We start from the raw sequence: 20,943 nt of genomic DNA, 5'->3' as shown, positions 1-20,943 counted from the left end.
TCTGTCAATTATTTTTCAGAGTGTGTTTTTCCTGTTAAGAATGTTACGAACACGGTGACGCTGTCGGGAGGGCCGTCGATGTCGCAGGAACATGAAGCCGCGGGCACTATCGAGGACCGCCTGATGCAGCGCTTCGGCACCCTGACCCCGACCGAGCGCCTGCTGGCCGGCCACCTGACGCGGAACTTTCCCGTCGCGGGGCTGGCCTCGATGACCTATCTTGCGAAAGAAGCGGGGGTTTCGACGCCCACGGTGCTGCGCCTGGTTCAGAAGCTTGGGTTTCGCGGCTATCCGGAATTTCAGGCGCAACTGCGCAATGAGATCGAGGCCCGGCTGGAATCGCCCCTGTCCAAGCACGCGCGCTGGACCGACGGGGTGCCCCAGACCCATATCCTGAATCGTTTCGCAGACGCCGTTCTGGCCAATCTGACCCGGACGCTCAGCCGGATCGACCACGCCGATTTCGATGCATGCGCCGAGATGCTGGCCGATCCGAAACGCCGGGTTCTGGTGACGGGCGGGCGCATCACCCATGCGCTGGCGGATTATCTGGTGACTCAGCTGGGAATTGTCCGGCCGGGAGTATCCGCGCTGCCCAGCCAGTCCAGCGCTTGGCCCTCGGCGCTACTGGAGATGCGTCCCGGCGACGTGCTGATCGTGTTCGACATCCGCCGCTATGAAAGAGCGACCCTGCAATTGGCCGAAATGGCAGCCGAGCGGGGTGCAGAAGTCGTCCTGATCACCGATCCCTGGATCAGCCCGATATCGGCCTATGCCCGCTTCCGCTTCGCTGCACAGATCGAGGTGCCCTCGGCCTGGGACAGCAGCACGGCACTGATGGTGCTGATCGAGACCTTGCTTGCGGCGGTGCAGGAACTGAACTGGCCACAGGCGCAGGACCGCATGACGCGGCTTGAGGCGCTGTATGAACGCGCCAGCATGTTCCGGCGCGGGAAGGGTTGAACCCGCGGCGCCAAGCCTCGATTGACCTGGCGGAGGCTGGCATTCACTGAAAGCGCATCGGAGAATGGCTCAGGTGCGCTGTGCGATATTGCCCCCCTTGATCCGGCGCAGCGAAATTTCCAGCCGCACCTCACCTGCTGCAATTTCATTCAGGACGCGCTTGGTATAGTTCCGGGCGGCTCTGAGAATGGTCCTAACAGGCTGCTGAAAAAGGATTTTGAGAGGGCGACGCAGCGGAAATCGTTCTGGAGCCAGCTAATATCGGCCCGAAAATGGGGTGTTTTCGGCAAAGTTGAGGCGGATTTCCTGGTTCCCCGCCCGCGCTGTCCTGTCGCAAGGACTTTTTCAGCAGCCTGCTAAGCCCTTCCGATTGCAGCGGCTCGACCGGCTGTCCGCAGCCGGAGGATGCCGGCCCTTCCGGTCGCCCGGCTGCGCGCGCCGGTCGGGCCGCGTCGGCGGTGCCTTACCGCCAGGCCGTGCGGGCGCGCTCGTCGGCCCGCTGGGGTCGCCGGCAGAAAGCACCTGGCCCGCGAACCACCCCGCCGGCACCGGCGGGGTGGCCGGCAAGGCTTACGACCGCTCGCTCGCCCTCCATTCGTCCCAGCTCGGCTGGCCCTTCATGAAGCCCTCGATCTGCTGGCGGTCGGCCTCCAGCCGGGGGTCGTGGCGAAGGTAGAAGCGGGTTTCGCGCGCGATCAGGCCCGACAGGATCAGCAGCCCGATCAGGTTCGGGATGGCCATCAACCCGTTCATCACGTCCGAAAAGCCCCAGACGACGCCCAGCTGGACCGTGCAGCCCAGCAGCACCACCAGGGAAAACAGGATGCGGAAGGGCATGACGCCGCGATGACCCACCAGGCGCTCGAGGTTGCGTTCGCCGTAATAGGCCCAGCCCAGGATGGTCGAATAGGCGAAAAGAACCAGGCCGACGGTCACGACCCAATGCCCCCATTGTCCCGGCAGGCCGTGGCTGAACGCCTGTCCGGTCATGATCGAGGGCGAGATCTGCAGCCCCGTCTGCGGGTCGATCTCGGTCCAGACGCCGGTGGTGATGATCACCAGGCCGGTGCAGGACACGACGATGATCGTGTCGATGAAGGTCTGGGTCATCGACACCAGGCCCTGCCGCACCGGATGCGTGGTCTGCGCCGAAGCGGCGGCAATCGCGGCGGAACCCATGCCGGATTCGTTCGAGAAGATGCCGCGCGCCACGCCGAACTGCACCGCGATCATGATGGTGGAGCCCAGGAAGCCCCCCGTCGCCGCCGTCCCGGTAAAGGCCTGCGAAAAGATCTCGCCCAGGGCGGCGGGCACCGACCCGATGTTGACCAGCAGGATGTAAAGCGCGCCCAGGACGTAGAACAGGATCATCACCGGCACCAGCCCGGCAGTCACCTTGCCGATGGACTTGATCCCGCCGACCAGCACCACCAGCGTCAGGCCGGCCAGGACGATGCCGGTGATCCAGGTCGGGATCATGAAGCTGCGCTCGAGGTTCGAGGCGATCGAGTTGCCCTGCGTCATGTTGCCGATGCCGAAGCAGGCGCAGACGGCGAATATCGCAAAGCACAGCGCAAGGAACCTGCCAAAGCCGTTCGGGATGCCGCGCTCCAGGTAATACTGCGGGCCGCCGTTCTTCTCGCCAACCTCGTCGGTGGTGCGGAAGCGCACGCCGAGGAAGGCCTCGGCATATTTCGATGCCATGCCGAGGATCGCCGTGACCCACATCCAGAACAGCGCCCCCGGACCGCCCGCCGCAATGGCCGTCGCCACCCCGACGATGTTGCCGGTGCCGACCGTCGCGGCCATCGCGGTGGTCAGCGCCTGGAATTGCGAGATGTCGCCCTCGGCATCGTCATCCCTGCGTTTGAGCAGCCCAAGCCGCAGAGCCGCGCCCAGACGGACAAGCTGGATGCCCTGCAACCGGATCGTCAGGTAAAGCCCGGTGCCCAACAGCAGCGGGACAAGAAGGTAAGGCCCCCAGACGATCCCGCCGATTTTCCCCAGGATTGCTTCCATCTGGTCGAGTCCCATCAATACCGCCTCTCGTGATTGCAAGGGCCGCAAACGGAACCGTTCGGTCCCGGATGTCAAGTTCGGCCGCGGCACGGCCCTTGCCGCAGCGAACGGGGGCGAAAGACGGCCATGGCGCGAAAGACGTTCCCACCAGGACAGGGACAGAGACCGGCGAGGTCGGGTTTGCCTTGGCGCCGCTGCGCAAAGGCGGTCCGCTCGGGATCCCCTTGCGCAAGCAGCCGAAGCCTTGGCGCGGCAGGCGATCCCTTCAGCGTCCATCGCCCCATCGGCGCCAAGGGGGCGCGGTGGTTCTGACGCCATCATCACGGGTTTCGATCTGCCGCGCCGGGGCGCGAATCAGGCCGGTATCTGCCGCAGGATCAGGAACAGGAGCGCCGACAGAAGCGCCGCGGCAGGAACGGTGACGACCCAGGCCGCCCCGATGGTCAGCACATGCAGCCTGCGGACCAGCTTGCGGCGGCGGCGCTCGTCCGCGGGTATGTATTCCGGCCGGGGCACGGCGATGCGGGCCTGTTTCAGCCGCCGCTCGGCATCCCATTCGCGAAAGAAGCCCACGCCGAAGATCGCCCCCACCGCGATATGGGTCGAGCTGACCGGCAGCCCCAGCCAGCTTGCCAGAATGACCGTGATCGCCGCCGACAGGGCGACGCAATAGGCGCGCATCGGGTTGAGCTTGGTGATCTCGCTGCCGACCATGCGGATCAGCTTGGGGCCGAACAGGCTGAGCCCGAAGGAGATCCCGAAGGCCCCGATCAGCATGACCCACAGGGGAATGGTCACGTCGCCATTGAAATCGCCCGTCTGCACCGTCTGCACGATGGCCGCCAGCGGGCCGACGGCATTGGCGACGTCGTTGGCGCCATGGGCAAAGCTGAGCAAGGCGGCAGAGGCGACCAGCGGGATGCCGAACAGCACCTTCACCGACTTGTTGCGGTTCTCCAGCCCCTCGGACTGGCGGCGGGTGACCGGAATCATCAGCAACCAGCAGCCCAGCCCCACCATCAGGCCCAGCAGCAGCGCAGCGCCCATCGAGACCTCGACCAGCTGCTTCAGCCCCTTCATCACCAGATAGGCGGCAAAGGTGCCCGCCATGATGCCGACCAGGATGGGCACCCAGACGCGGGCCGCGGCGATCTTGTCCTCGCGATAGACGATGCGGGACTTGATCAGCCACAGGAAGCCTGCCGCCACGACCCCGCCCATCACCGGAGAGATGACCCAGCTGGCGGCGATGGCGAACATCTGGTCCCAGCTGACCGCGCCGAAGCCGGCCCCGGCGATGCCCGCGCCCACGACCCCGCCGACCACCGCATGCGTGGTCGAGACCGGCGCCCCGATCCATGTCGCCAGATTGACCCACAGGGCCGACGCCAGCAGCGCCGCCATCATCGCCCAGATGAAGGTCGCAGGCGTGTCCAGCGCCTCGGGGGCGACGATGCCCTTGGCGATGGTCGAGACCACGTCGGCCCCGGCGATCAGCGCGCCCGCGCTTTCGAACACCGCCGCGATGATGATGGCGCCCCCCATGCTGAGCGCGTTCGCCCCCACCGCAGGACCCATGTTGTTGGCCACATCGTTGGCCCCGATGTTCAGCGCCATGTAGGCGCCAAACACATCAAAGACATTGTTGCAACATGTCCGGCATCCTGGGCTCGAACGCCACGAGCTGGGCGGCTGCGGCGAAAGGCGGCTGGCCGAGGGCGACGAAAATTCCCGCCGGCGCCCTCCAAAGCCGGACGGCAAGGGCGTGCTCGGCCTTCGGGACGCAACGACACCCGCGCATTTTCGCGCATCCCGGCGGTTGTCTTGCGTGGCGGCTCTGCCTAACCTCGACCTGAACGATCTGGGAAACAGGGGACATGCACATGAAATTCAGGACAATGTTGGCGGCCCTCGCCGTCGCCGCCTCCTTCGGCCAGGCTGCGGTGGCGCAGGAGATGTCATTCTTCCGCATCGGCACCGGCGGCACCGCCGGCACCTATTACCCGATCGGCGGGCTGATCGCGAATGCGATCTCGAACCCGCCCGGCTCGCGCGCCTGCGAGGACGGCGGCTCTTGCGGCGTGCCGGGGCTGGTGGCGACCGCCGTGGCCTCGAACGGCTCGGTCGGCAATGTGAACGCGATCAACGGCGGTGCGATGGAGGCCGGCTTCAGCCAATCCGACGTGGCCTATTGGGCGCAAACCGGCACCGGGCTGTGGGAAGGCCAGCCGGCGGTCGAAAAGCTGCGGCTGATCGCCAACCTCTACCCAGAAAGCATCCATCTGGTGGCACGCAAGGACGCGGGCATCGCCTCGGTGGCCGATCTCAGGGGCAAGCGGGTGTCGCTGGACGAGCCGGGCTCGGGCACGCTGGTCGATGCCAAGATCATCCTCGAGGCCTTCGGCCTTTCGGAATCCGACATCACCCCGGAATATCTCAAGCCCGACCAAGCGGCGGACCGCATGCGCGACGGGGCGATGGACGCCTTCTTCTTCGTCGGCGGCTATCCGGCCGGCGCCATCGCCGAACTGGCCAGCCAGCACGACGTGGCGCTGGTGCCAATCACCGGTCCCGAGGTCGACACATTGCGCGAGACCTACAATTTCTTCGCCGCCGACACGGTTCCGGCCGGAACCTACGAGGGACAGGACACCGATGTCGCCACGATCTCGGTCGGGGCGCAGCTGGTGACCAGCGCCGACCAGCCCGAGGAGCTGGTCCACGGCATCACCCAGGCGCTATACAACGAGAACACGCAAAAGCTGTTCGCGGCCGGCCATGCCAAAGGCAAGCAGATCACGCTGGAGAATGCGACCCAGGGCGCGGGCATCCCCTTCCATCCGGGCGCCGAGCGTTTCTACAAGGAAGCCGGCAAGCTCGAATGAGCATGGCCAAGAACTGACGGAAAGGACGCGGCCGGACCCCGGTCCGCGTCCTTTGGTCCTGAACCGAACGGCAGGAAAACGACATGACCGAGAAAACACGCCCGCTCTCCGACGACGAGCTTCGCGCGCTGGAGGAGGAATACGATCCTGAGGCGCGTTTCCGCACGGTCACGCGCCCCATCGCGATCCTGTCCGGGGTCATCCTGTTCCTGCTGTCGGTCTATCACTTCTACACGGCAGGCTTCGGCATCCCGCGCGCCACCACGCATCGCGGGTTGCACATGGGCGTGTCGCTGTTCATCATCTATCTCAGCTTCTCGTCGCTGGCGCGCAATCGCCACAAGACGGACGGTTTCGCCGTCCTCGGCGTGCCGGTGACAGACTGGATGCTGGCCATAGGCGGCGCCGTCAGTGCCTTCTACGTGCCGTGGATCTATGACCAGCTGGCCTTCCGCGTCGGCAATCCGCAGCCCATCGACATCGCCATGGGCACGGTGCTGCTGGTGGCGCTGATGGAGGCGGTGCGCCGCTCGATGGGCTGGCCGCTGCCGGTCATCGCGATCCTGTTCATCGCCTACGCCTATTTCGGCAAGTCGATGCCCGGCATCCTGGTGCATCCGGGCGCGGACTGGGCCAATATCGTCAACCACCTCTACCTGACCTCGCAGGGCATCTACGGCACCGCGCTCGGCGTCATCGCCACCTATGTGTTCCACTTCGTGCTTTTCGGGGTGATGGCGCAAAAGATCGGCCTGGGGCAGTTATTCATCGACCTGGCCACTGCGCTGACCGGGCGTTTCGCCGGCGGACCGGCCAAAGTCTCGGTGGTGTCCTCGGCGATGCTGGGCACGATCTCGGGCTCGTCGATCGCCAATACCGTAACCACCGGCGCGCTGACGATCCCGGCCATGATCAAGATCGGCTTCAAGCGCCACTTCGCCGCCGCGGTCGAGGCGGCCTCCTCGACCGGCGGGCAGATCACGCCGCCGGTCATGGGCGCGGTCGCCTTCCTGATGGTCGAATATCTGGGCATCCCGCTACGCACCATCCTGATCGCCGCCGTCGTCCCGGCCTTCATGCATTTCTTCGGCGTGCTGGTTCAAGTCCATCTGGAAGCCAAGCGTCTTGGCATCCGCGGCCTGCGCCGCGAGGAACTGCCGAAAGCCGGCAAGGTCCTGCGCGAGGGGTGGCTGTCGGTCTTTCCGCTGGTCCTGCTGGTCTGGATGCTGATGTCCGGCCGCACGCCCTTCTTGTCGGCCTTCTGGGCCATCACCGCCTGCATGATCGTCTATCTGATCCAGCGGGTCATGGCGGCCGGCGCCGTCGAGGGCATCAAAGAAACCGCCGCCGGCATCTATGAGGGCTTCGTCGCAGGCGCACGGCAATCGCTGGCCGTGACGGCGGCGGCGGCGCTTGTCGGCGTGGTGATCGGCGTCGTCACCCTGACCGGCGTCGGCTTCAAGATCGCCTTCATGGTGACGAGCGTGGCGCAGAACTGGGCCACGTCCTTCCATGGGCTGCTGGCTGTGCTGCCGTTTGAACTGCTCAGCATCCAGACGCTGACGCTGCTCTTCACGCTTCTGATGACCGCGGTCGTCTGCGTGCTGATGGGTTGCGGCGTACCGACGACGGCGAATTACATCATCATGGTGGCCGTGGCCGCCCCGGTCCTGGGCATGATGAACGTCGAGCCGCTGGTGGCGCATTTCTTCGTGTTCTATTTCGGCGTGCTGGCCGATGTGACGCCGCCGGTCGCGCTGGCCGCCTATGCGGGCGCCGGGATCGCCGGAGCGAACGGCTTCAAGGCCGGCAACACCGCCTTCCGGCTGTCGATGGGCAAGGCGCTGGTGCCTTTCGTCTTCGTCTTCTCACCTTCGCTCTTGCTGGTCACGCAGTCGTTCACCCTGCCCGACTTCCTGCTGGCCTTCACCGGCGCGGTCCTGGGCATCGTGGCGCTGTCGGCGGCGATCACGAACTGGCTGCTGGGACCGCTGCTGCTGGTTGAGCGGCTGCTGCTGCCCGTCGCAGCGCTGATGATGATCGCGCCGGAAATCGTCTCGACCGTGATCGGCGCGGCGATCCTGGCCGCGGTCGTCCTGCGGCAGTATCTCGCCGGAAGCTCCGGCCCGAGCCCGGAAGCGGCCAGATGAGCCGGAGCCTTTCTCGCCCTTCCGCGCGGCACTGATCCCGGCGATGCCGGGAGGCGGGCAGTCCGAAAGACCATCGGAATTGCCCAATCCCCGGACGTAGGCTAGTCTTTCCATACAGGCGTCAACCCTATCCGTTCCGAACTGGAGAACCCAAGGTGACGGCAGTTATCGGTTTTCTGAATACGATCTTCTGGGGATATGTCCTGATCTACGGCCTGCTGGCCGTCGGGATCTATTTCACCATCCGGCTGCGTTTCCAGCAGATTCTGCATTTCCGAGAGATGATCCGGTCGATCGCCGCCGCCCCTGCGGCAGACCGTCAGGGGATTTCCCCGTTTCAGGCGCTTTGCACGAGCCTGGCCTCGCGCGTGGGGACCGGCAACATTGCCGGGGTCGCGGTGGCGCTGGTCCTTGGCGGTCCGGGGGCGATCTTCTGGATGTGGATGGTCGCCTTTGTCGGCATGGCGACCGCCTATTCGGAATCGACGCTGGCCCAGCTCTACAAGGTCAAGGACAGCCGCGAGCCCGGCGGCGTCTATCGCGGCGGTCCCGCCTTCTACATCGCGCGCGGCCTTGGCCTGCCCTGGCTTGGCGGCGTGTTCTCGGTCTGCCTGATTCTGTCCTTCGGGCTGGTGTTCAACGCGGTGCAGGCGAACTCGATCGCGGATGCGATGGAGGGGGCCTTCGGCATGCCCAAGCTGGCCACCGGGCTTGCCATCGCCGCGCTGACCGGCGTGGTGATCTTCGGCGGCATCCGGCAGATCGCCACCGTGGCGGAATATGTCGTGCCCTTCATGGCCGGCATCTATCTGCTGGTCGCGATCATCGTCGTGCTGATGAACCTGGGCGCGGTTCCGGGAATGCTCGGCCATATCGTGTCCAACGCCTTCGGCCTGACCGAGGCGGCCGGCGGCATCACGGGCGGCATCGCCGCCGCCATGCTGAACGGGGTGAAGCGCGGGCTGTTCTCGAACGAGGCCGGGATGGGCTCGGCGCCGAACATCGCGGCGGCGGCGACGCCCAACCCGCACCATCCCTCGAGCCAGGGTTTCGTGCAGGCTTTCGGCGTCTTCATCGACACCATCCTGATCTGCACCTGCACTGCACTGATGATCCTGCTCTCGGGGGTCTATGTGCCGGGGGGTGAACTGACGGGCACGCAACTGACCCAGTCTGCCCTGGCCGACCATATCGGAACCGCCGGCCCATTATTCGTGGCGGTGGCGATCTTCTTCTTCGCCTTTACCTCGATCATCGGCAATTACGCCTATTCGGAAATGGCGATGACTTTTCTTGGCATCGGCAACAAGGCCGGGCTTACCACCCTGCGGTGCCTGGTACTGGTCATGGTGTTGTGGGGAGCGCTGCAGGCGGTCACGACGGTGTTCGATCTTGCCGATGCCTCGATGGGGCTGATGGCGACGATCAACCTGATCGCCATTGTCGCCCTGTCGGGAACGGTTGTGGCGCTGACGCAGCATTATTTCGCGCAACGCGAAGCGGGACGCATCCCGAAGTTCAGCATTCGCGAACATCCCGAAATGGCAAAGGGCGTCGACGCCGATATCTGGTCCTAATCGAGGCGCCCTATGGCGCACTGGGATGGCACAACACTCCATTGAGACGATCAGGCACAGGACCGGAAGGTGGTGTCCAGTGACCGCTCTGATGTCTTTTTTCAAGGGTTCTCTCACGCGATCGGGGACGCCGGGGCGTTTATTGCGATCTGGACGCCCAAAGGTGGGCACAAGGTCTGAAGACGTCGGTGAACAAGCTCTGATGCGCGGGCTGGATACCGCATGACCGATTGTGCGTCTCGGGGCTATTCCTGTCTTACACCGGGCGTCAGCATAAAGCTGGCCACAAAGCGATTGTCAGATATTTCCCTGCCATCGACCTCGTGCCCGCCATCCGGGGTTCAGAAAGCACCTTGGCCACAATACGGCCAATACACCGAAACTCTTTCATTTCCCCCTCGCAACCGCAGCGCGCTGTTCCGGCATCCGGGGCAGCTTTCGTTGAATGGGGCTGACCTCATGCCCGTCGGGAATGACCGCGTCGGGGCGACGGCCCGGAAAGCCGGCACTACATCGCCCCCCTATGCGCAGGCGACGCAGGCGCGTTCGACATGGCGGATCATGCTGTTGAAATCGAAAACCGGCCTTCCGGTCACGGCCTGAATCGCCTGCGCATAGGGGGGCAGATCCGAGCACTCCAGCAGGATCGCGCCGATCCGGGGATGGCGCTGGACCAGATCGGCGGCGACGGTCATGATCTCCTCTTCGATCCGCGCGCTGTCGAGTGTCCCCTTTTCCTCCAGAATGGCGCTGCGGAATTCCGGCTGATCCTCCATCCCGGCAATATGCAGCGCAACCTTGGGATCGGCTCCGCAAGCCGCGAAATGCGCCGGCGTCAGGCGGGATGCGTTGGCGGTGATCACGCCGACCGGGCGGCCGGTGATATGGGCGATGAACGGGATCTGCAGCAGCGGCGACAGCAGGACGGGGATCTCGACCGCCGCCGCAACCTCGCGCTGGAAAAGGGCCATGAAGCCGCAGGCGCCGGTGATGGCCTTGACCCCCTCGGCCTGCAATTTCCGGGCGCCCTCGATGAAGGGCGCGACCAGCGCCGGATCGGCCTGATTGAGCAGCCGGTCGATCGACGCCCCCTCGACCTGGTGATAGCGCACCGGAAAGGGATAGGTGCTGGCATTGCCGACATTGCCGGGAATGCAGGGATAGGCGGCATCGAGGATCAGGATACCGATGCTTTCCCATACCATGACTGGGATTTTCGACGGATCTGGAACATCTTCACCCCCATCAGATCGCGAAGCGTTTCAGGATGCGCTTTTCCAGCCATGTCACCAGCCGCGTCCGCGGGAAGGCGACGACGAAATAGATCAGCGCGACGGCGGTATTCCTGCTGATGCTGGGGCTGGGCACCCCTTTCGGCCCGCGGACCTTGGGCTTCCCGGTCCGGCTGCTGATCCTCAGCCTCGCGATGACCGGCATTGTCCACGTGATCTTCCAGCACCTGCTGGACGTTCCCGGCCTTTAAGGAAAAGACCATGTTCGAGACTTGTGACCTGCCCCCCGGTCGTCCCTCGTTCATAACGAGAGTCCTTTGGGTTGATATTGGTTGGTTTCGGGTTGGGCAAGCGGGTCGGGCGCGGAGCCCCCAGTTTGCTCAAGCGCCCTGCGCGCTTCTGCCGGGGTCTGGTTGCCGAGCGAGGAATGCGGCCTGACGTGGTTGTAGTCGTAGCGCCAGAGGGCCAGCTTTCGGCGGGCATCGGCCAGGCTTTCGAAGATCTCCTCGTTGAGGCATTCGTCGCGCAGGCTGCCTTTGAATGACTCGATGTAGCCATTTTGCCGGGGCTTGCCCGGATCGATATAATGCCATTCGACGCCGGCCTCGTTGGCCCACTTCAGGATCGCCTTGCTGGTGAACTCGGTGCCCCTCCTCGGGAAAACGATCCCCCGGATCGTTTTCTGATCCTCGTCGATCACTGACGACACAGGCCGGCTTGCCGTAGATCCTGACCAGCGCATCCCGTTCCCGCGCCACCCTGGCCCCCGAGATGCTGGTGTCGGCGATCAAGGCGAGGTTTTCGCGGCAGCAATCGTCGTTCACGGCCAGAATGCGGAACCTGCGGCAGGCCCCGAACGTGTCGGCCAGGAAGTCCAGCGACCACCGCTGGTTCGGCAGCAACGGCACTGGCATGGGGGTCCGACTGCCACGCGCCCGCTTGCGACCGCGCCTGCGCCGCACCGACAGACCTTCCTCCCGGTAAATCCGGTAGAGCCCTTCGCCCTACAAACGATCCCCCGGATCGTTTGCTTTACGGGCTCCGATCTCGTTCATGACCATGCCCTTGCGCTCCAGCATGATGCCCACGCGCCGATAGCCGAAGCGGCGGCGCTGCTCGGCGATCTTGTGCATCTCCTCACGGATCTCCGGGTTGTCGGGCGGCCGCTTGCGCCGCACCGTCTTCGGATCGACACCGATCAGAACGCAGGCGCGACGTTGAGAGATCGGATGATCCCTCAGCGCCCGCAGCACCGCGTCCCGCCGTTGCACCAGCGTCGTCAAGGCTTTCCCAGCAGATCCTTCAGCACCACGTTGTCAAGCATGGCATCGGCCAGCAGGCGCTTGAGCTTCGCATTCTCGTCCTCAAGCTGCTTCAGCCGCTTGGCGTCGGACAGGTCCATGCCGCCATATTTCGCCTTCAGCTTGTAGAATGTCGCGGGGCTCAGCCCATGCTTCCGACAAAGCTCGGACGTGGGCAAACCAGCCGCCTGTTCCTTGATCATCCCGATAATCTGTTCATCGGGGCTTACGCGGCCCCACTGGGGCCACGGTCCCCTCTTCATCGGTAAAACGGCTCTTCCTCATCTCGTCTGCTCCTTCAGATTGGGCAGACGCTACATCACGGCGAGGGAACTTCCGGGGGGGGGCAGGTCACAATGTCGGCGAGGGCATCCGCCGGCATTTCCGGGAGAACCGGCTGAACGGCACCCATCGGCCGAAGACCCTGCTCTCGGGTCTGGTGTTCTGCGGCTGCTGCGGCGGGCCTTACGCCATTCGCGGCTCCGGCCGCTTCGCCTGCTCGACCTAAAGCACCAAGGGCACCTGCACCAACAACCGCACGATCCCGCGCGAGGTGCTGGAGGACCGGGTTCTGGCCGGGCTGAAAGACCGGCTGATGACGCCGGAGGCGGCCGAGGCAGCAGTGCGCAGCTATGCCGAGGAGCTGAACCGGCTCAACCGCGAGCATCGCGCCAACACCGCCGGATGGGAGAACGAACTCGGCAGGATCGAGAAGCAGATCGCCCAGATCGTCGAGGCAATCGCCGACGGCATGTATCATCCGTCGATGAAGGAGAAGATGAGTGGGCTGGAAGCCCGCAAGCAGGAACTGGCCGCCCTGCTCGCCGAGGCGCCGCGCGACGTGCCCGACATGCTGCCGAATGCGGCCACGCTCTATGCCAGAAAGATCGCCCGGCTGATCGAGGCCCTGAACCAGCCCGAGGAGCGGCAGGAGGCTGCTGCACCGATGCGGGTGCTGATCGAGAAGATCGTCCTCACCCCCGGCCCGAGCCGCGGCGAGGTTTACGCCCGCCTGCACGGCGATCTGGCGACCATTCTGGAATGGGTGGCGCGTCAGGAGGGAAAGACCGGCACAAAAAACAAAACTCCCGGCGGGATCCGCTCGGGGGTGTTGGTTTCAGTGGTTGCGGGGGCTGGATCTAATCTTCACTTGCTGCCCGAACAAGTAAAGATGGTTGCGGGAGCGCGCAACCATCTTTATCGGCGCTCCCCCGCACCAAATGTAATCCTCCTAATAAAACAACTTGAACCAGATGGTTCTGCACTTTTCAGAGCTGCGGCTTAGCTTTCGTTAGACGAACTTACGTGTTGTCTTCCGTATTCGCCGCGTCGGGGGCAGAGATAGGCCGGCCTCCCTCTTGCCCACCTAGTTCCCGGTGTCGCGGCAATCAATGCATGCAGAAAATGATGCCCAGTGATTGACGCATCGCATGAGGCTGCCTAAATATGTTTGTGACTACTCACTAACTAACGGGGTGCCCCGTGCGAAAGTCAGCGGAGCTTCGCAAGGCCGAGATCGTGGCCACCGTGCTCGACCTAGCCGACCGGATCGGGCCGGACCGGGTGACGACGGGGGCGGTCGCGTCGCAGATCGGCGTCACGCAGGCCGCGCTGTTCCGGCACTTCCCGACCAAGGCGGCACTCTGGCAGGCCGTTGCCGAGCATGTGGCCGAGGGGCTGGCAACGGCGTGGGAGGATGCATTGCGCCTCGGAGACACCCCGATCGTCAGGTTGCGTGCACTGATTTCCGCACAGTTCGCGCAGATCGCTGCCACCCCTGCCCTTCCCATGCTGCTGTTTTCGCGCGAACTGAACGTCACCAACGCAAAGCTGCGCGCCACCTTTCACGGCAGGCTCACGACCTTCCACGGCCTTCTGGCGATGGAGGTCGGGGCCGGCCAGAACACCGGCGCGTTGCGCGGCGACATCGCCGCAAACGATGCGGCGGCGCTACTGACGTCGCTCGTGCAGGGCGTGGCGATCCGCTGGGCGCTCGGCGCCCGCGATTTCGACTTGCGAGCCGAGGGGCTGCGCCTGTTCGACGCACAGTGCCGGCTTTTGGCTGCGGAAGGAGAATAGACGATGCGGCGCATTTGGCTGTCGGGTCTTCTTCTGGCGGCGGCTGTCGCTGCCGGCTTTCTGTTCTTCACCGAACGCCCGCTGACGGTGGTGGTCGTTCAGCCCGAACATGATGTGGACCTTCGCATCTACGGGCTCGGCACCGTCGAGGCGCGGATACTCAGCCGTGTCGGCTTCGAGGTGGGCGCTGCCTTGACCTCGCTGGCCGCCGATGCCGGGGACAGCGTGGCCAAGGGGCAGGAACTGGCCGTCCTTCACTCCGCCGAGCAGGAAGCGCGCGTTGCCCGCGCGGACGCAGCGGTGACGGCCAATGAGGCCAATCTTGCCAAGGCCACCGCAGCCGTGGTGCGCGCCCGTGCCGTTCTGGCCGAGCGCGAAGCGGCGAACCGCCGTCAGCAAGGGTTGGTACAGCGTGATATCGCGTCGGTCCAACGCGCCGAGGAAGCGCAACGCGACGAGGATGTGGCCCGCGCCGATCTGGCCGTGGCCGAGGCTGATGCGGCAGTGATCCGGGCACAGAGCCTTGACGCGGCTGCCGCACTGCGGCAGGAGGAAGCCGTTCTCACCCATCACCGGCTGCTTGCGCCCTATGACGCACTGATCGTCGCGCGCCATGCCGAGCCGGGCACAGTGGTGAAGGCCGGCGATGCGATCTTCACCCTGATCGACCCGGCCACCATCTGGATCCAGGCGTACGTCGACGAAGAACGTGCCGGCCAGCTTGTCCGGGGCCAGCCGGGCACGATCCGGCTGCGATCGCAGCCTTCGGCCGAATTCCATGGCACCATCGCCCGCATCGGCATCGAAAGCGACCGGGTGAACGAAGAACGCCGCGTCTGGCTGACCTGCGCCGACTGCCCCGCCGAGATGTTTCTTGGCGAACAGGCCGAAGTGCGCATCCTGACCGGCACACGAACGACCGCGCTGATGGTGCCCGAGGTCGCGATCACCGGCTTCGACGGCCATCGCGGCACGGTCTGGACGGTGCGAGACGGCCGTCTCGCGCGGGTGGAGTTGACCCTCGGCGTCCGCGATGATCGCGGTCGCGTCGAGGTCACGGGCGGACTGCCCGAGGGAGCCGCCATCGTCGCCCATCCGCCCAAGGGCGCGGCCGAGGGTCGGCGCGCCCGCGGCAGTGAGGCGCCATGAACCTCGCGCTCAAGGACATCCGCCATGGCCTGTTCCGGTTCGTGCTGACCTGTTTCGGGTTGGGGCTGCTGATGACGGTCGTGCTGGCGATGATCGGTATCTATAACGGCCTCGTCTCGGACGCGCTGGCGGTGGTAAAGGCACCGGCCGCAGATGTCTGGGTGGTGGAGGCCGGTACCAAGGGACCGTTCGCGGAAGCCTCCAGCATCCCCGCCGACACGCGCGACGCGGTGGCGCGGATGCCCGGCGTGGCCGAGGCCGGCGCGGTCAACTATCAGAACCTCGAGGCGCCTCATGCTGGGCGCACGCTGCGACTCTATGTCGTCGGCTACGAGTCGGGGCGTCCCGGCGGGCCGCAGGCGATCGCCGAGGGGCGCGGCATCGGCGCCGGTCATTTCGAACTGGTGGCCGACCGCAAGACCGGCCTGCTGCCCGGCGAGACGATCCGGCTCGGGCGCAACCGCTTTACCGTGGTCGGCCTGGTCGAAGGGGCGATGAACTCGGGCGGGGATCCGGCGGTCTATGTGACGCTGGCCGACGCGATGGCGCTGCAGACCGAGCTCGACCCGGCCGCTCAGCGGGTGCAGGCCGCGCGCGGGGCTGTCTCCGTCAAGTCCGCATCGGTCGCCGCCATAATTGCCCGCATGTCGCCGGGCGCCGATGTCGATCTGCTGACCGCGACCGTGCGCCAATGGAAGCACCTCGCCGCCATGACTCAGGCCGAACAGGAGGAACTGCTGCTGGCCTCGGTCGTCGACAAGGCGCGCCGCCAGATCGGGCTGTTCCTCGGCATCCTTCTCTCCGTCAGCGCCGTGGTGATCGCGCTGATCATCTACACGATGACCATGGAGAAGCTGAAGCAGATCGCCACGCTGAAGCTGATCGGCGCGCCCGACCGCACCATCATCGCGCTGATCGTGCAGCAGGCGCTGATCCTCGGCGCCTCGGGCTGGGGGATCGGCCTGATGCTGATCCTTGCGGTGAAGGACTATTTTCCCCGTCGCGTGGTGCTGGAGCCGTTCAACGTCATGGTCCTTGCCGGCATCATCGCCGCCGTCTGCCTTCTATCCTCGGCGCTCGGCGTGCGGGCGGCGATGAAGGTCGACCCGGCCACAGCGCTCGGGAGCTGACCGACATGGCGCTCGGCGACATCCTCATCGAGGTCTCGAACGTGGCCAAGCATTTCGGCGAGGGCGAAACCCGCGTCGATGCCCTGCGCGCGGTCGATCTGACCGTGCGGGCCGGCGAGGTGATCGCGCTGCTCGGTCCGTCCGGTTCGGGCAAGACGACGCTGCTCAACATCATTGGCTGCATCCTCGCCCCATCGGCGGGACGGGTGGTGCTGGACGGCGAGCCGGTCTTCGACGGCAAATGGCTACGGCGCGACCTGAGGCGTCTCAGGCTCGACAAGATCGGCTTCATCTTCCAGAGTCACAACCTGCTGCCCTTCCTGACGGCGCAGGAGAATGTCGCGGTCGTGCTCGATCTTACCGGTCTGCCCGCCGAGGAAGGCCGGACGCGGGCGCGTGAACTGCTGGACTATCTGGAGGTCGGCCATCGCGCGATGGTCAAGCCGGCGCTGCTGTCGGGTGGCGAAGCGCAGCGCGTGGCGATTGCCCGCGCGCTGGCCAACCGCCCCCGCATCATCCTTGCCGACGAACCCACTGCCGCGCTCGACGGCGCGCGCGCCGGGCTGGTGATGGACCTCATGCGCAAGCTCGCGGTCGAGCAGGAAGCCTGCATCGTGACCGTCACCCATGACGAGAAGATCTTCGACCGCTTCGACCGCCTGATCCACCTGCGCGACGGCCATCTGGTTAGCGCGTGATGGTCAGGAGTCAGGAGGCAGACATGACCCAAGCCCTCACACGCCGATCCTCGCCACCGTCATGCCTGCGGCGGATCGGATGTCGCACGACAGTGGCCGATACCACGCGACCTTGAAAAGGTGTAACCAAGATGCAACCGACATCCTATTCCAGAGCCCAGATCATCCTGCACTGGACGATTGCGGCCCTCGTCTTTTTCCAGATCCTCATGCATGACGGCATCGTCAAGGTATGGGACGGGCGGATGGACGGCATGCTGCCGAACCAGCCGACGATCAATCCTCATGCCGTTGCCGGCGCGCTGATCCTCGTTCTCGTTCTGTGGCGGCTGGTGCTGCGCCGCCGGCGCGGCGTTCCGGGCCTGCCGGAAGGCGAGCACCCGGCCCTGAAAGTTCTGGCCACGGGCATGCATGCGGCTCTCAACCTCCTGCTGATCCTGATGGCGCTTTCCGGCATGGCGGCGTGGATTTCCGGCGTCGAGGCGATCGGCGAAGCCCATTCCATCGCGCGGCTGGCGCTGGTTCCGCTGGTCCTCCTGCATATCCTCGCCGCACTTTACCATCATTTCTGGCTCAAGACCGATGTGCTGCGGCGCATGTTTGGCCGGGCCTGAGGCGGGGTCCGTTCCGCGCGCCGCAACCCGCAACCCATGGCAGGCCGGGCCACGCCCGCCCGGCCGCTCCCCAAACCCCGAACTCCGGAGGCAGACATGACGAGAAGACCGCGCAGCCAGACCGTTGCCGCCGCCGTCGCGGTGATCTTCGGCCTGCTGACCATCGTTTCGGGCGGCAGGGCGCTGTTCGGCGGCGTCGATATGGGCGCAGTGGTGCCATTCGTGCTGTGGTTCAACTTCGTCGCGGGATTTGCCTATGTCCTGGCCGGGATCGGCCTGTTGCGCGGCGCAGGGTGGGCGCCGCTGCTGTCGCTGGCCATCGCCACGGCCACGGTGGCCGTCTTCGCCGCCTTCCTGTGGCATGTCGGTGCCGGCGGCGCATGGGAGGCACGCACCATGGGCGCGATGATCCTGCGCAGCGCCATCTGGATAGCCATCGCGGCCTTTGCATTTCGGTGCCATAAGCCATCCGATTGATCCACTCACCCAGCCAGCGATGGCGGCTGCCAGCCGCGACCTCGCCAGCCAGGAACCTGACATGAAGCGATTTCCAACTATTGACCTGTCACTGACCCTTTCGCTCGTTACCGTGCTCGGCATGGCAATGGCGGCGGCCGGCAGGTGGCTACCAAGCGGAGCTTTCGACGCTCTGGAGCTGCCGGGACTGGTGCTGGTCTATCTGGCTGGCGGCCTGCCGACCGGCTGGCGCGCGCTGTCGGAGCTGTGGCGCGCGCGCGTGCTTGACATCGACCTGTTGATGATCGTCGCGGCAATCGCCGCCGCAATCGTCGGCGCCCCGTTCGAGGGTGCGGTGCTGCTGACGCTGTTCAGCATCTCGACCACGCTGGAGGAACGCGCGCTTGGCCGGGTCCGCCGCGCCATCGAGGCCTTGATGGCGCTGCGCCCCGAGACCGCCTTGCGCAAGACCGCGGGCGGCGATGTCGAGGAAGTTCCCGCCGAGGTGCTGACCGTCGGCGATGTAGTGGTGCTGCGCCCCGGCGCCCGGGTGCCCAGTGATGGCGTGGTCGTCACCGGGCGCGGCGGCATCGACGAGGCCAATATCACCGGCGAATCCATGCCCGTGTCGAAAGAGGCCGGTGCGCAGGTGTTCGAGGCCACGATCAACCTCGACGGCGTGCTGGAGGTCGAGGTCACGCGCAGCGTCAGCGACAGCACCATCGCCCGCATGATCCGTCTGGTGACCGAGGCACAGGCCGCCCGCGCGCCCTCCGAACGGTTCAGCGAATGGTTCGGCCAGCGCTACACGGTCGCGGTGCTGGCGGGTGCGGTGATCGCCTTTGCCACGTTCTGGTGGCTGGGCGGCGACTGGGAACTGGCGCTTTACCGCGCCGCCACGCTGCTGGTCGCCGCCAGCCCCTGCGCCATCGTCATTTCCGTCCCCGCCGCGATCCTGTCGGCCCTTTCGGCGGCGGCGCGGGGCGGTGTTCTGTTTAAGGGCGGCGGCGCGCTGGAGACGCTGGCCGAGGTCGATATCTTCGCCTTCGACAAGACCGGCACCCTGACCACCGGCCGCGCCGAGGTGACGGAAATCGTCGCGCTGGATGGCGACGAGGCCGGGTTCCTGTCGCTGCTGGCGGGGCTGGAGGCGCATTCCGAGCATCATATCGCGGCCGCGATCCGCCGTGAGGTCGCCAGCCGCGGGCTTGATCCGGCGCAGGTGGCCGATGTGAACGCCCGGCCAGGCATCGGCATCGAAGGGTCCGATGCACTTGGCCCGATTTGGGCGGGCAATGCCTATCTTGCCGAGGACATGAAGGCCGCAACGGATCACCCCGCGTTGCAGCCGCTGGCGGATGGCACCAATACGGTCGTCTATCTGGGTCGCGGCGCCACCGTGCTGGGCGCCGTCAGCGTGGCGGATGAGGCACGGGCCAGTTCCGCCGGGGCGATCGCGGCCCTGCGCGACAGTGGTGTCCGCCGCATCGTCATGATGACCGGGGATCGCAGGCCGGTGGCGCTGCGCATCGGCGCTAGCCTTGGGCTGGAACCGGACGAGATCCATGCCGGGATGCTGCCGCAGGACAAGGTGCGTGAAGTCGGCGAACTGGCCGCAACCGGCCGCATCGCCTTTGTCGGCGATGGCGTGAACGACGCCGCGGCGCTGGCCCGCGCCGATGTCGGCATCGCCATGGGCGCGGCCGGGTCCGAGGTGGCGCTTCAGGCCGCCGATGTGGCGCTGCTGTCCGAGGATATGGAGCGGCTTGCGGACGCGCACCGCCTGTCGCGCCGAACGTCAAGGGTGATCCGGCAGAACCTGACCTTCGCCATCGGCGCCATGGTGGTTCTGGTCATCGGCGGGCTGTTCTTCGATCTGCCGTTGCCGCTGGTGGTGATTGGTCATGAAGGCGGCACCGTGCTGGTGGTGCTGAACGGGCTGCGGTTGCTGTCGGACCCGATCCGCCGGCTGAAGGCGTCTGTTGCCGGACAGGCGCTGACGGGTGTCGCGCAGCCCACCTGACCCGTGGGGATGCGCTCACCCCCGAAAGGCGCGCAGATGCGGAAACGCGCCCTTTTCCAGATATGCTTCCTCCTCGGGCGTCGATCTGCGACCAAGGATGGCGTTGCGGTGCGGGTGGCGGCCAAAGCTGGCGATGATGCGGCGCACCTGCCCCGCTTGATCGACGAGCGAGGCATAGAGCAGCCGCAACGGCGTCGGCGCACGGGCGGCAATGTCACGGCGCAGGGCGGTCAGCCGATCAATGCGGGCCAGATGGTCCGACCCCTCTGCATGGCCCAGGGGCTGGGTGAAAGCGATCTGGAACCACGGCAGGCCAAGTGCCGCCCAGTCTCCTTTTTCCAACCCTTCCAGCGCCTGCGCCAGGGCCGCCGGGTCTTGCGCCCAGGCCCGCTTGCTGCCCCGCCACAGCGAGCGCGGGAACTGGTCCAGCACCACGATCAGCGCCAGCCGGCCCCTGGGCGTCCCGGCCCAATGATCCAGCGCCCTCGCCGCGCCGCGTTCGGTCAGCGGGCCAAAGCGCGCCGCAATCGCACCGTCCGCGCCGCCATGCATCCGCCAGCGCCACAGCTCGGCATGGCGGTCAGGGTCGATATCCAGCGCGCGGCCCTCGGGGAACCAGAAATCCAGAACCTCGCCGATCTGTCTGGCATCATTGCTATCGGTCATG

Annotated in this window: 16 protein-coding genes and 2 pseudogenes; 12 read left to right on the top strand and 6 right to left on the bottom strand. The window is 65.8% G+C overall.

Features of this window, described 5'->3' with window-relative positions:
* The first annotated feature begins 78 nt into the window (after positions 1–78).
* Complete coding sequence (locus E3U25_RS11390) at positions 79–963, top strand: MurR/RpiR family transcriptional regulator (protein WP_036760996.1); 885 nt, start codon at positions 79–81, stop codon at positions 961–963.
* 570 nt (positions 964–1,533) lie between these two features.
* Here E3U25_RS11390 and E3U25_RS11385 read toward each other — a convergent pair.
* A complete protein-coding gene (locus tag E3U25_RS11385; protein ID WP_116222530.1) occupies positions 1,534–2,997 on the bottom strand; it encodes an alanine/glycine:cation symporter family protein in 1,464 nt (487 codons plus the stop codon).
* Positions 2,998–3,336: 339 nt separating this feature from the next.
* Positions 3,337–4,614, bottom strand: a pseudogene (locus E3U25_RS11380) (inorganic phosphate transporter); the annotation flags it as partial.
* Positions 4,615–4,865: 251 nt separating this feature from the next.
* Between E3U25_RS11380 and E3U25_RS11375 the strand changes: the two are divergent.
* The 3 genes from E3U25_RS11375 (at position 4,866) to E3U25_RS11365 (ending at position 9,594) form a co-directional block, all read left to right on the top strand.
* Positions 4,866–5,867, top strand: a complete 1,002-nt coding sequence (locus E3U25_RS11375) for a TAXI family TRAP transporter solute-binding subunit (protein ID WP_036761200.1) — start codon at positions 4,866–4,868, stop codon at positions 5,865–5,867.
* A gap of 83 nt (positions 5,868–5,950) precedes the next feature.
* Positions 5,951–8,017 (top strand): TRAP transporter permease, encoded by a 2,067-nt coding sequence (locus tag E3U25_RS11370; RefSeq protein WP_116222528.1) that lies wholly within the window; start codon positions 5,951–5,953, stop codon positions 8,015–8,017.
* Between the two features lie 155 nt (positions 8,018–8,172).
* Entirely contained in the window at positions 8,173–9,594 is a 1,422-nt protein-coding gene (locus E3U25_RS11365) for an alanine/glycine:cation symporter family protein (RefSeq protein ID WP_116222527.1), read from the top strand.
* A gap of 521 nt (positions 9,595–10,115) precedes the next feature.
* Here the strand turns inward: E3U25_RS11365 and E3U25_RS11360 are convergent.
* The 3 genes and pseudogenes from E3U25_RS11360 to E3U25_RS11350 all read right to left on the bottom strand — a co-directional run bounded on the left by E3U25_RS11360 (position 10,116) and on the right by E3U25_RS11350 (position 12,390).
* Complete coding sequence (locus E3U25_RS11360) at positions 10,116–10,799, bottom strand: aspartate/glutamate racemase family protein (RefSeq protein WP_116222526.1); 684 nt, start codon at positions 10,797–10,799, stop codon at positions 10,116–10,118.
* A gap of 40 nt (positions 10,800–10,839) precedes the next feature.
* The gene (locus E3U25_RS11355) at positions 10,840–11,031 is read right to left on the bottom strand and encodes a hypothetical protein (RefSeq protein ID WP_208861630.1); all 192 of its coding nucleotides are present in this window, start codon (positions 11,029–11,031) and stop codon (positions 10,840–10,842) included.
* Positions 11,032–11,127: 96 nt separating this feature from the next.
* Positions 11,128–12,390: pseudogene (locus tag E3U25_RS11350) on the bottom strand (IS3 family transposase).
* A gap of 290 nt (positions 12,391–12,680) precedes the next feature.
* Between E3U25_RS11350 and E3U25_RS11345 the strand changes: the two are divergent.
* The 8 genes from E3U25_RS11345 (at position 12,681) to E3U25_RS11310 (ending at position 20,276) form a co-directional block, all read left to right on the top strand.
* On the top strand, positions 12,681–13,412 hold the full coding sequence (locus E3U25_RS11345) for a hypothetical protein (protein WP_208861629.1): 732 nt from the start codon (positions 12,681–12,683) through the stop codon (positions 13,410–13,412).
* A 233-nt stretch (positions 13,413–13,645) separates the two neighbouring features.
* Positions 13,646–14,206, top strand: a complete 561-nt coding sequence (locus E3U25_RS11340) for a TetR/AcrR family transcriptional regulator (RefSeq protein ID WP_244295277.1) — start codon at positions 13,646–13,648, stop codon at positions 14,204–14,206.
* Positions 14,207–14,209: 3 nt separating this feature from the next.
* Positions 14,210–15,355, top strand: a complete 1,146-nt coding sequence (locus tag E3U25_RS11335) for an efflux RND transporter periplasmic adaptor subunit (protein ID WP_116222525.1) — start codon at positions 14,210–14,212, stop codon at positions 15,353–15,355.
* Entirely contained in the window at positions 15,352–16,485 is a 1,134-nt protein-coding gene (locus E3U25_RS11330) for an ABC transporter permease (RefSeq protein WP_036760159.1), read from the top strand. The genes E3U25_RS11335 and E3U25_RS11330 overlap by 4 nt, the downstream gene beginning before the upstream one ends.
* A 5-nt stretch (positions 16,486–16,490) precedes the next feature.
* A complete protein-coding gene (locus tag E3U25_RS11325) occupies positions 16,491–17,183 on the top strand; it encodes an ABC transporter ATP-binding protein (protein ID WP_116222524.1) in 693 nt (230 codons plus the stop codon).
* 131 nt (positions 17,184–17,314) lie between these two features.
* The gene (locus E3U25_RS11320) at positions 17,315–17,797 is read left to right on the top strand and encodes a cytochrome b (RefSeq protein ID WP_036760157.1); all 483 of its coding nucleotides are present in this window, start codon (positions 17,315–17,317) and stop codon (positions 17,795–17,797) included.
* A gap of 96 nt (positions 17,798–17,893) precedes the next feature.
* On the top strand, positions 17,894–18,274 hold the full coding sequence (locus E3U25_RS11315) for a hypothetical protein (RefSeq protein ID WP_072464027.1): 381 nt from the start codon (positions 17,894–17,896) through the stop codon (positions 18,272–18,274).
* A gap of 61 nt (positions 18,275–18,335) precedes the next feature.
* The gene (locus E3U25_RS11310; RefSeq protein ID WP_116222842.1) at positions 18,336–20,276 is read left to right on the top strand and encodes a heavy metal translocating P-type ATPase; all 1,941 of its coding nucleotides are present in this window, start codon (positions 18,336–18,338) and stop codon (positions 20,274–20,276) included.
* A gap of 15 nt (positions 20,277–20,291) precedes the next feature.
* Here the strand turns inward: E3U25_RS11310 and E3U25_RS11305 are convergent, their stop codons facing one another.
* On the bottom strand, positions 20,292–20,942 hold the full coding sequence (locus tag E3U25_RS11305; RefSeq protein WP_244295275.1) for a DUF924 family protein: 651 nt from the start codon (positions 20,940–20,942) through the stop codon (positions 20,292–20,294).
* Position 20,943: the final 1 nt, after the last annotated feature.

The sequence above is a fragment of the Paracoccus versutus genome, from assembly GCF_029909795.1.
Taxonomy (GTDB): Bacteria; Pseudomonadota; Alphaproteobacteria; order Rhodobacterales; family Rhodobacteraceae; genus Paracoccus; species Paracoccus versutus.
This window is presented reverse-complemented; position numbering and strand designations above follow the sequence as displayed.

Bases quoted from the DNA above. Each gene is read 5' to 3' on its own strand.
- E3U25_RS11355 (WP_208861630.1), bottom strand. From the start codon at position 11,031: ATGCCGGTCATCGCGAGGCTGAGGATCAGCAGCCGGACCGGGAAGCCC.
- E3U25_RS11370 (WP_116222528.1), top strand. From the start codon at position 5,951: ATGACCGAGAAAACACGCCCGCTCTCCGACGACGAGCTTCGCGCGCTG.
- E3U25_RS11325 (WP_116222524.1), top strand. From the start codon at position 16,491: ATGGCGCTCGGCGACATCCTCATCGAGGTCTCGAACGTGGCCAAGCAT.
- E3U25_RS11305 (WP_244295275.1), bottom strand. From the start codon at position 20,942: ATGACCGATAGCAATGATGCCAGACAGATCGGCGAGGTTCTGGATTTC.
- E3U25_RS11390 (WP_036760996.1), top strand. From the start codon at position 79: ATGTCGCAGGAACATGAAGCCGCGGGCACTATCGAGGACCGCCTGATG.
- E3U25_RS11310 (WP_116222842.1), top strand. From the start codon at position 18,336: ATGAAGCGATTTCCAACTATTGACCTGTCACTGACCCTTTCGCTCGTT.
- E3U25_RS11360 (WP_116222526.1), bottom strand. From the start codon at position 10,799: ATGGTATGGGAAAGCATCGGTATCCTGATCCTCGATGCCGCCTATCCC.
- E3U25_RS11320 (WP_036760157.1), top strand. From the start codon at position 17,315: ATGCAACCGACATCCTATTCCAGAGCCCAGATCATCCTGCACTGGACG.
- E3U25_RS11315 (WP_072464027.1), top strand. From the start codon at position 17,894: ATGACGAGAAGACCGCGCAGCCAGACCGTTGCCGCCGCCGTCGCGGTG.
- E3U25_RS11335 (WP_116222525.1), top strand. From the start codon at position 14,210: ATGCGGCGCATTTGGCTGTCGGGTCTTCTTCTGGCGGCGGCTGTCGCT.
- E3U25_RS11385 (WP_116222530.1), bottom strand. From the start codon at position 2,997: ATGGGACTCGACCAGATGGAAGCAATCCTGGGGAAAATCGGCGGGATC.
- E3U25_RS11330 (WP_036760159.1), top strand. From the start codon at position 15,352: ATGAACCTCGCGCTCAAGGACATCCGCCATGGCCTGTTCCGGTTCGTG.
- E3U25_RS11375 (WP_036761200.1), top strand. From the start codon at position 4,866: ATGAAATTCAGGACAATGTTGGCGGCCCTCGCCGTCGCCGCCTCCTTC.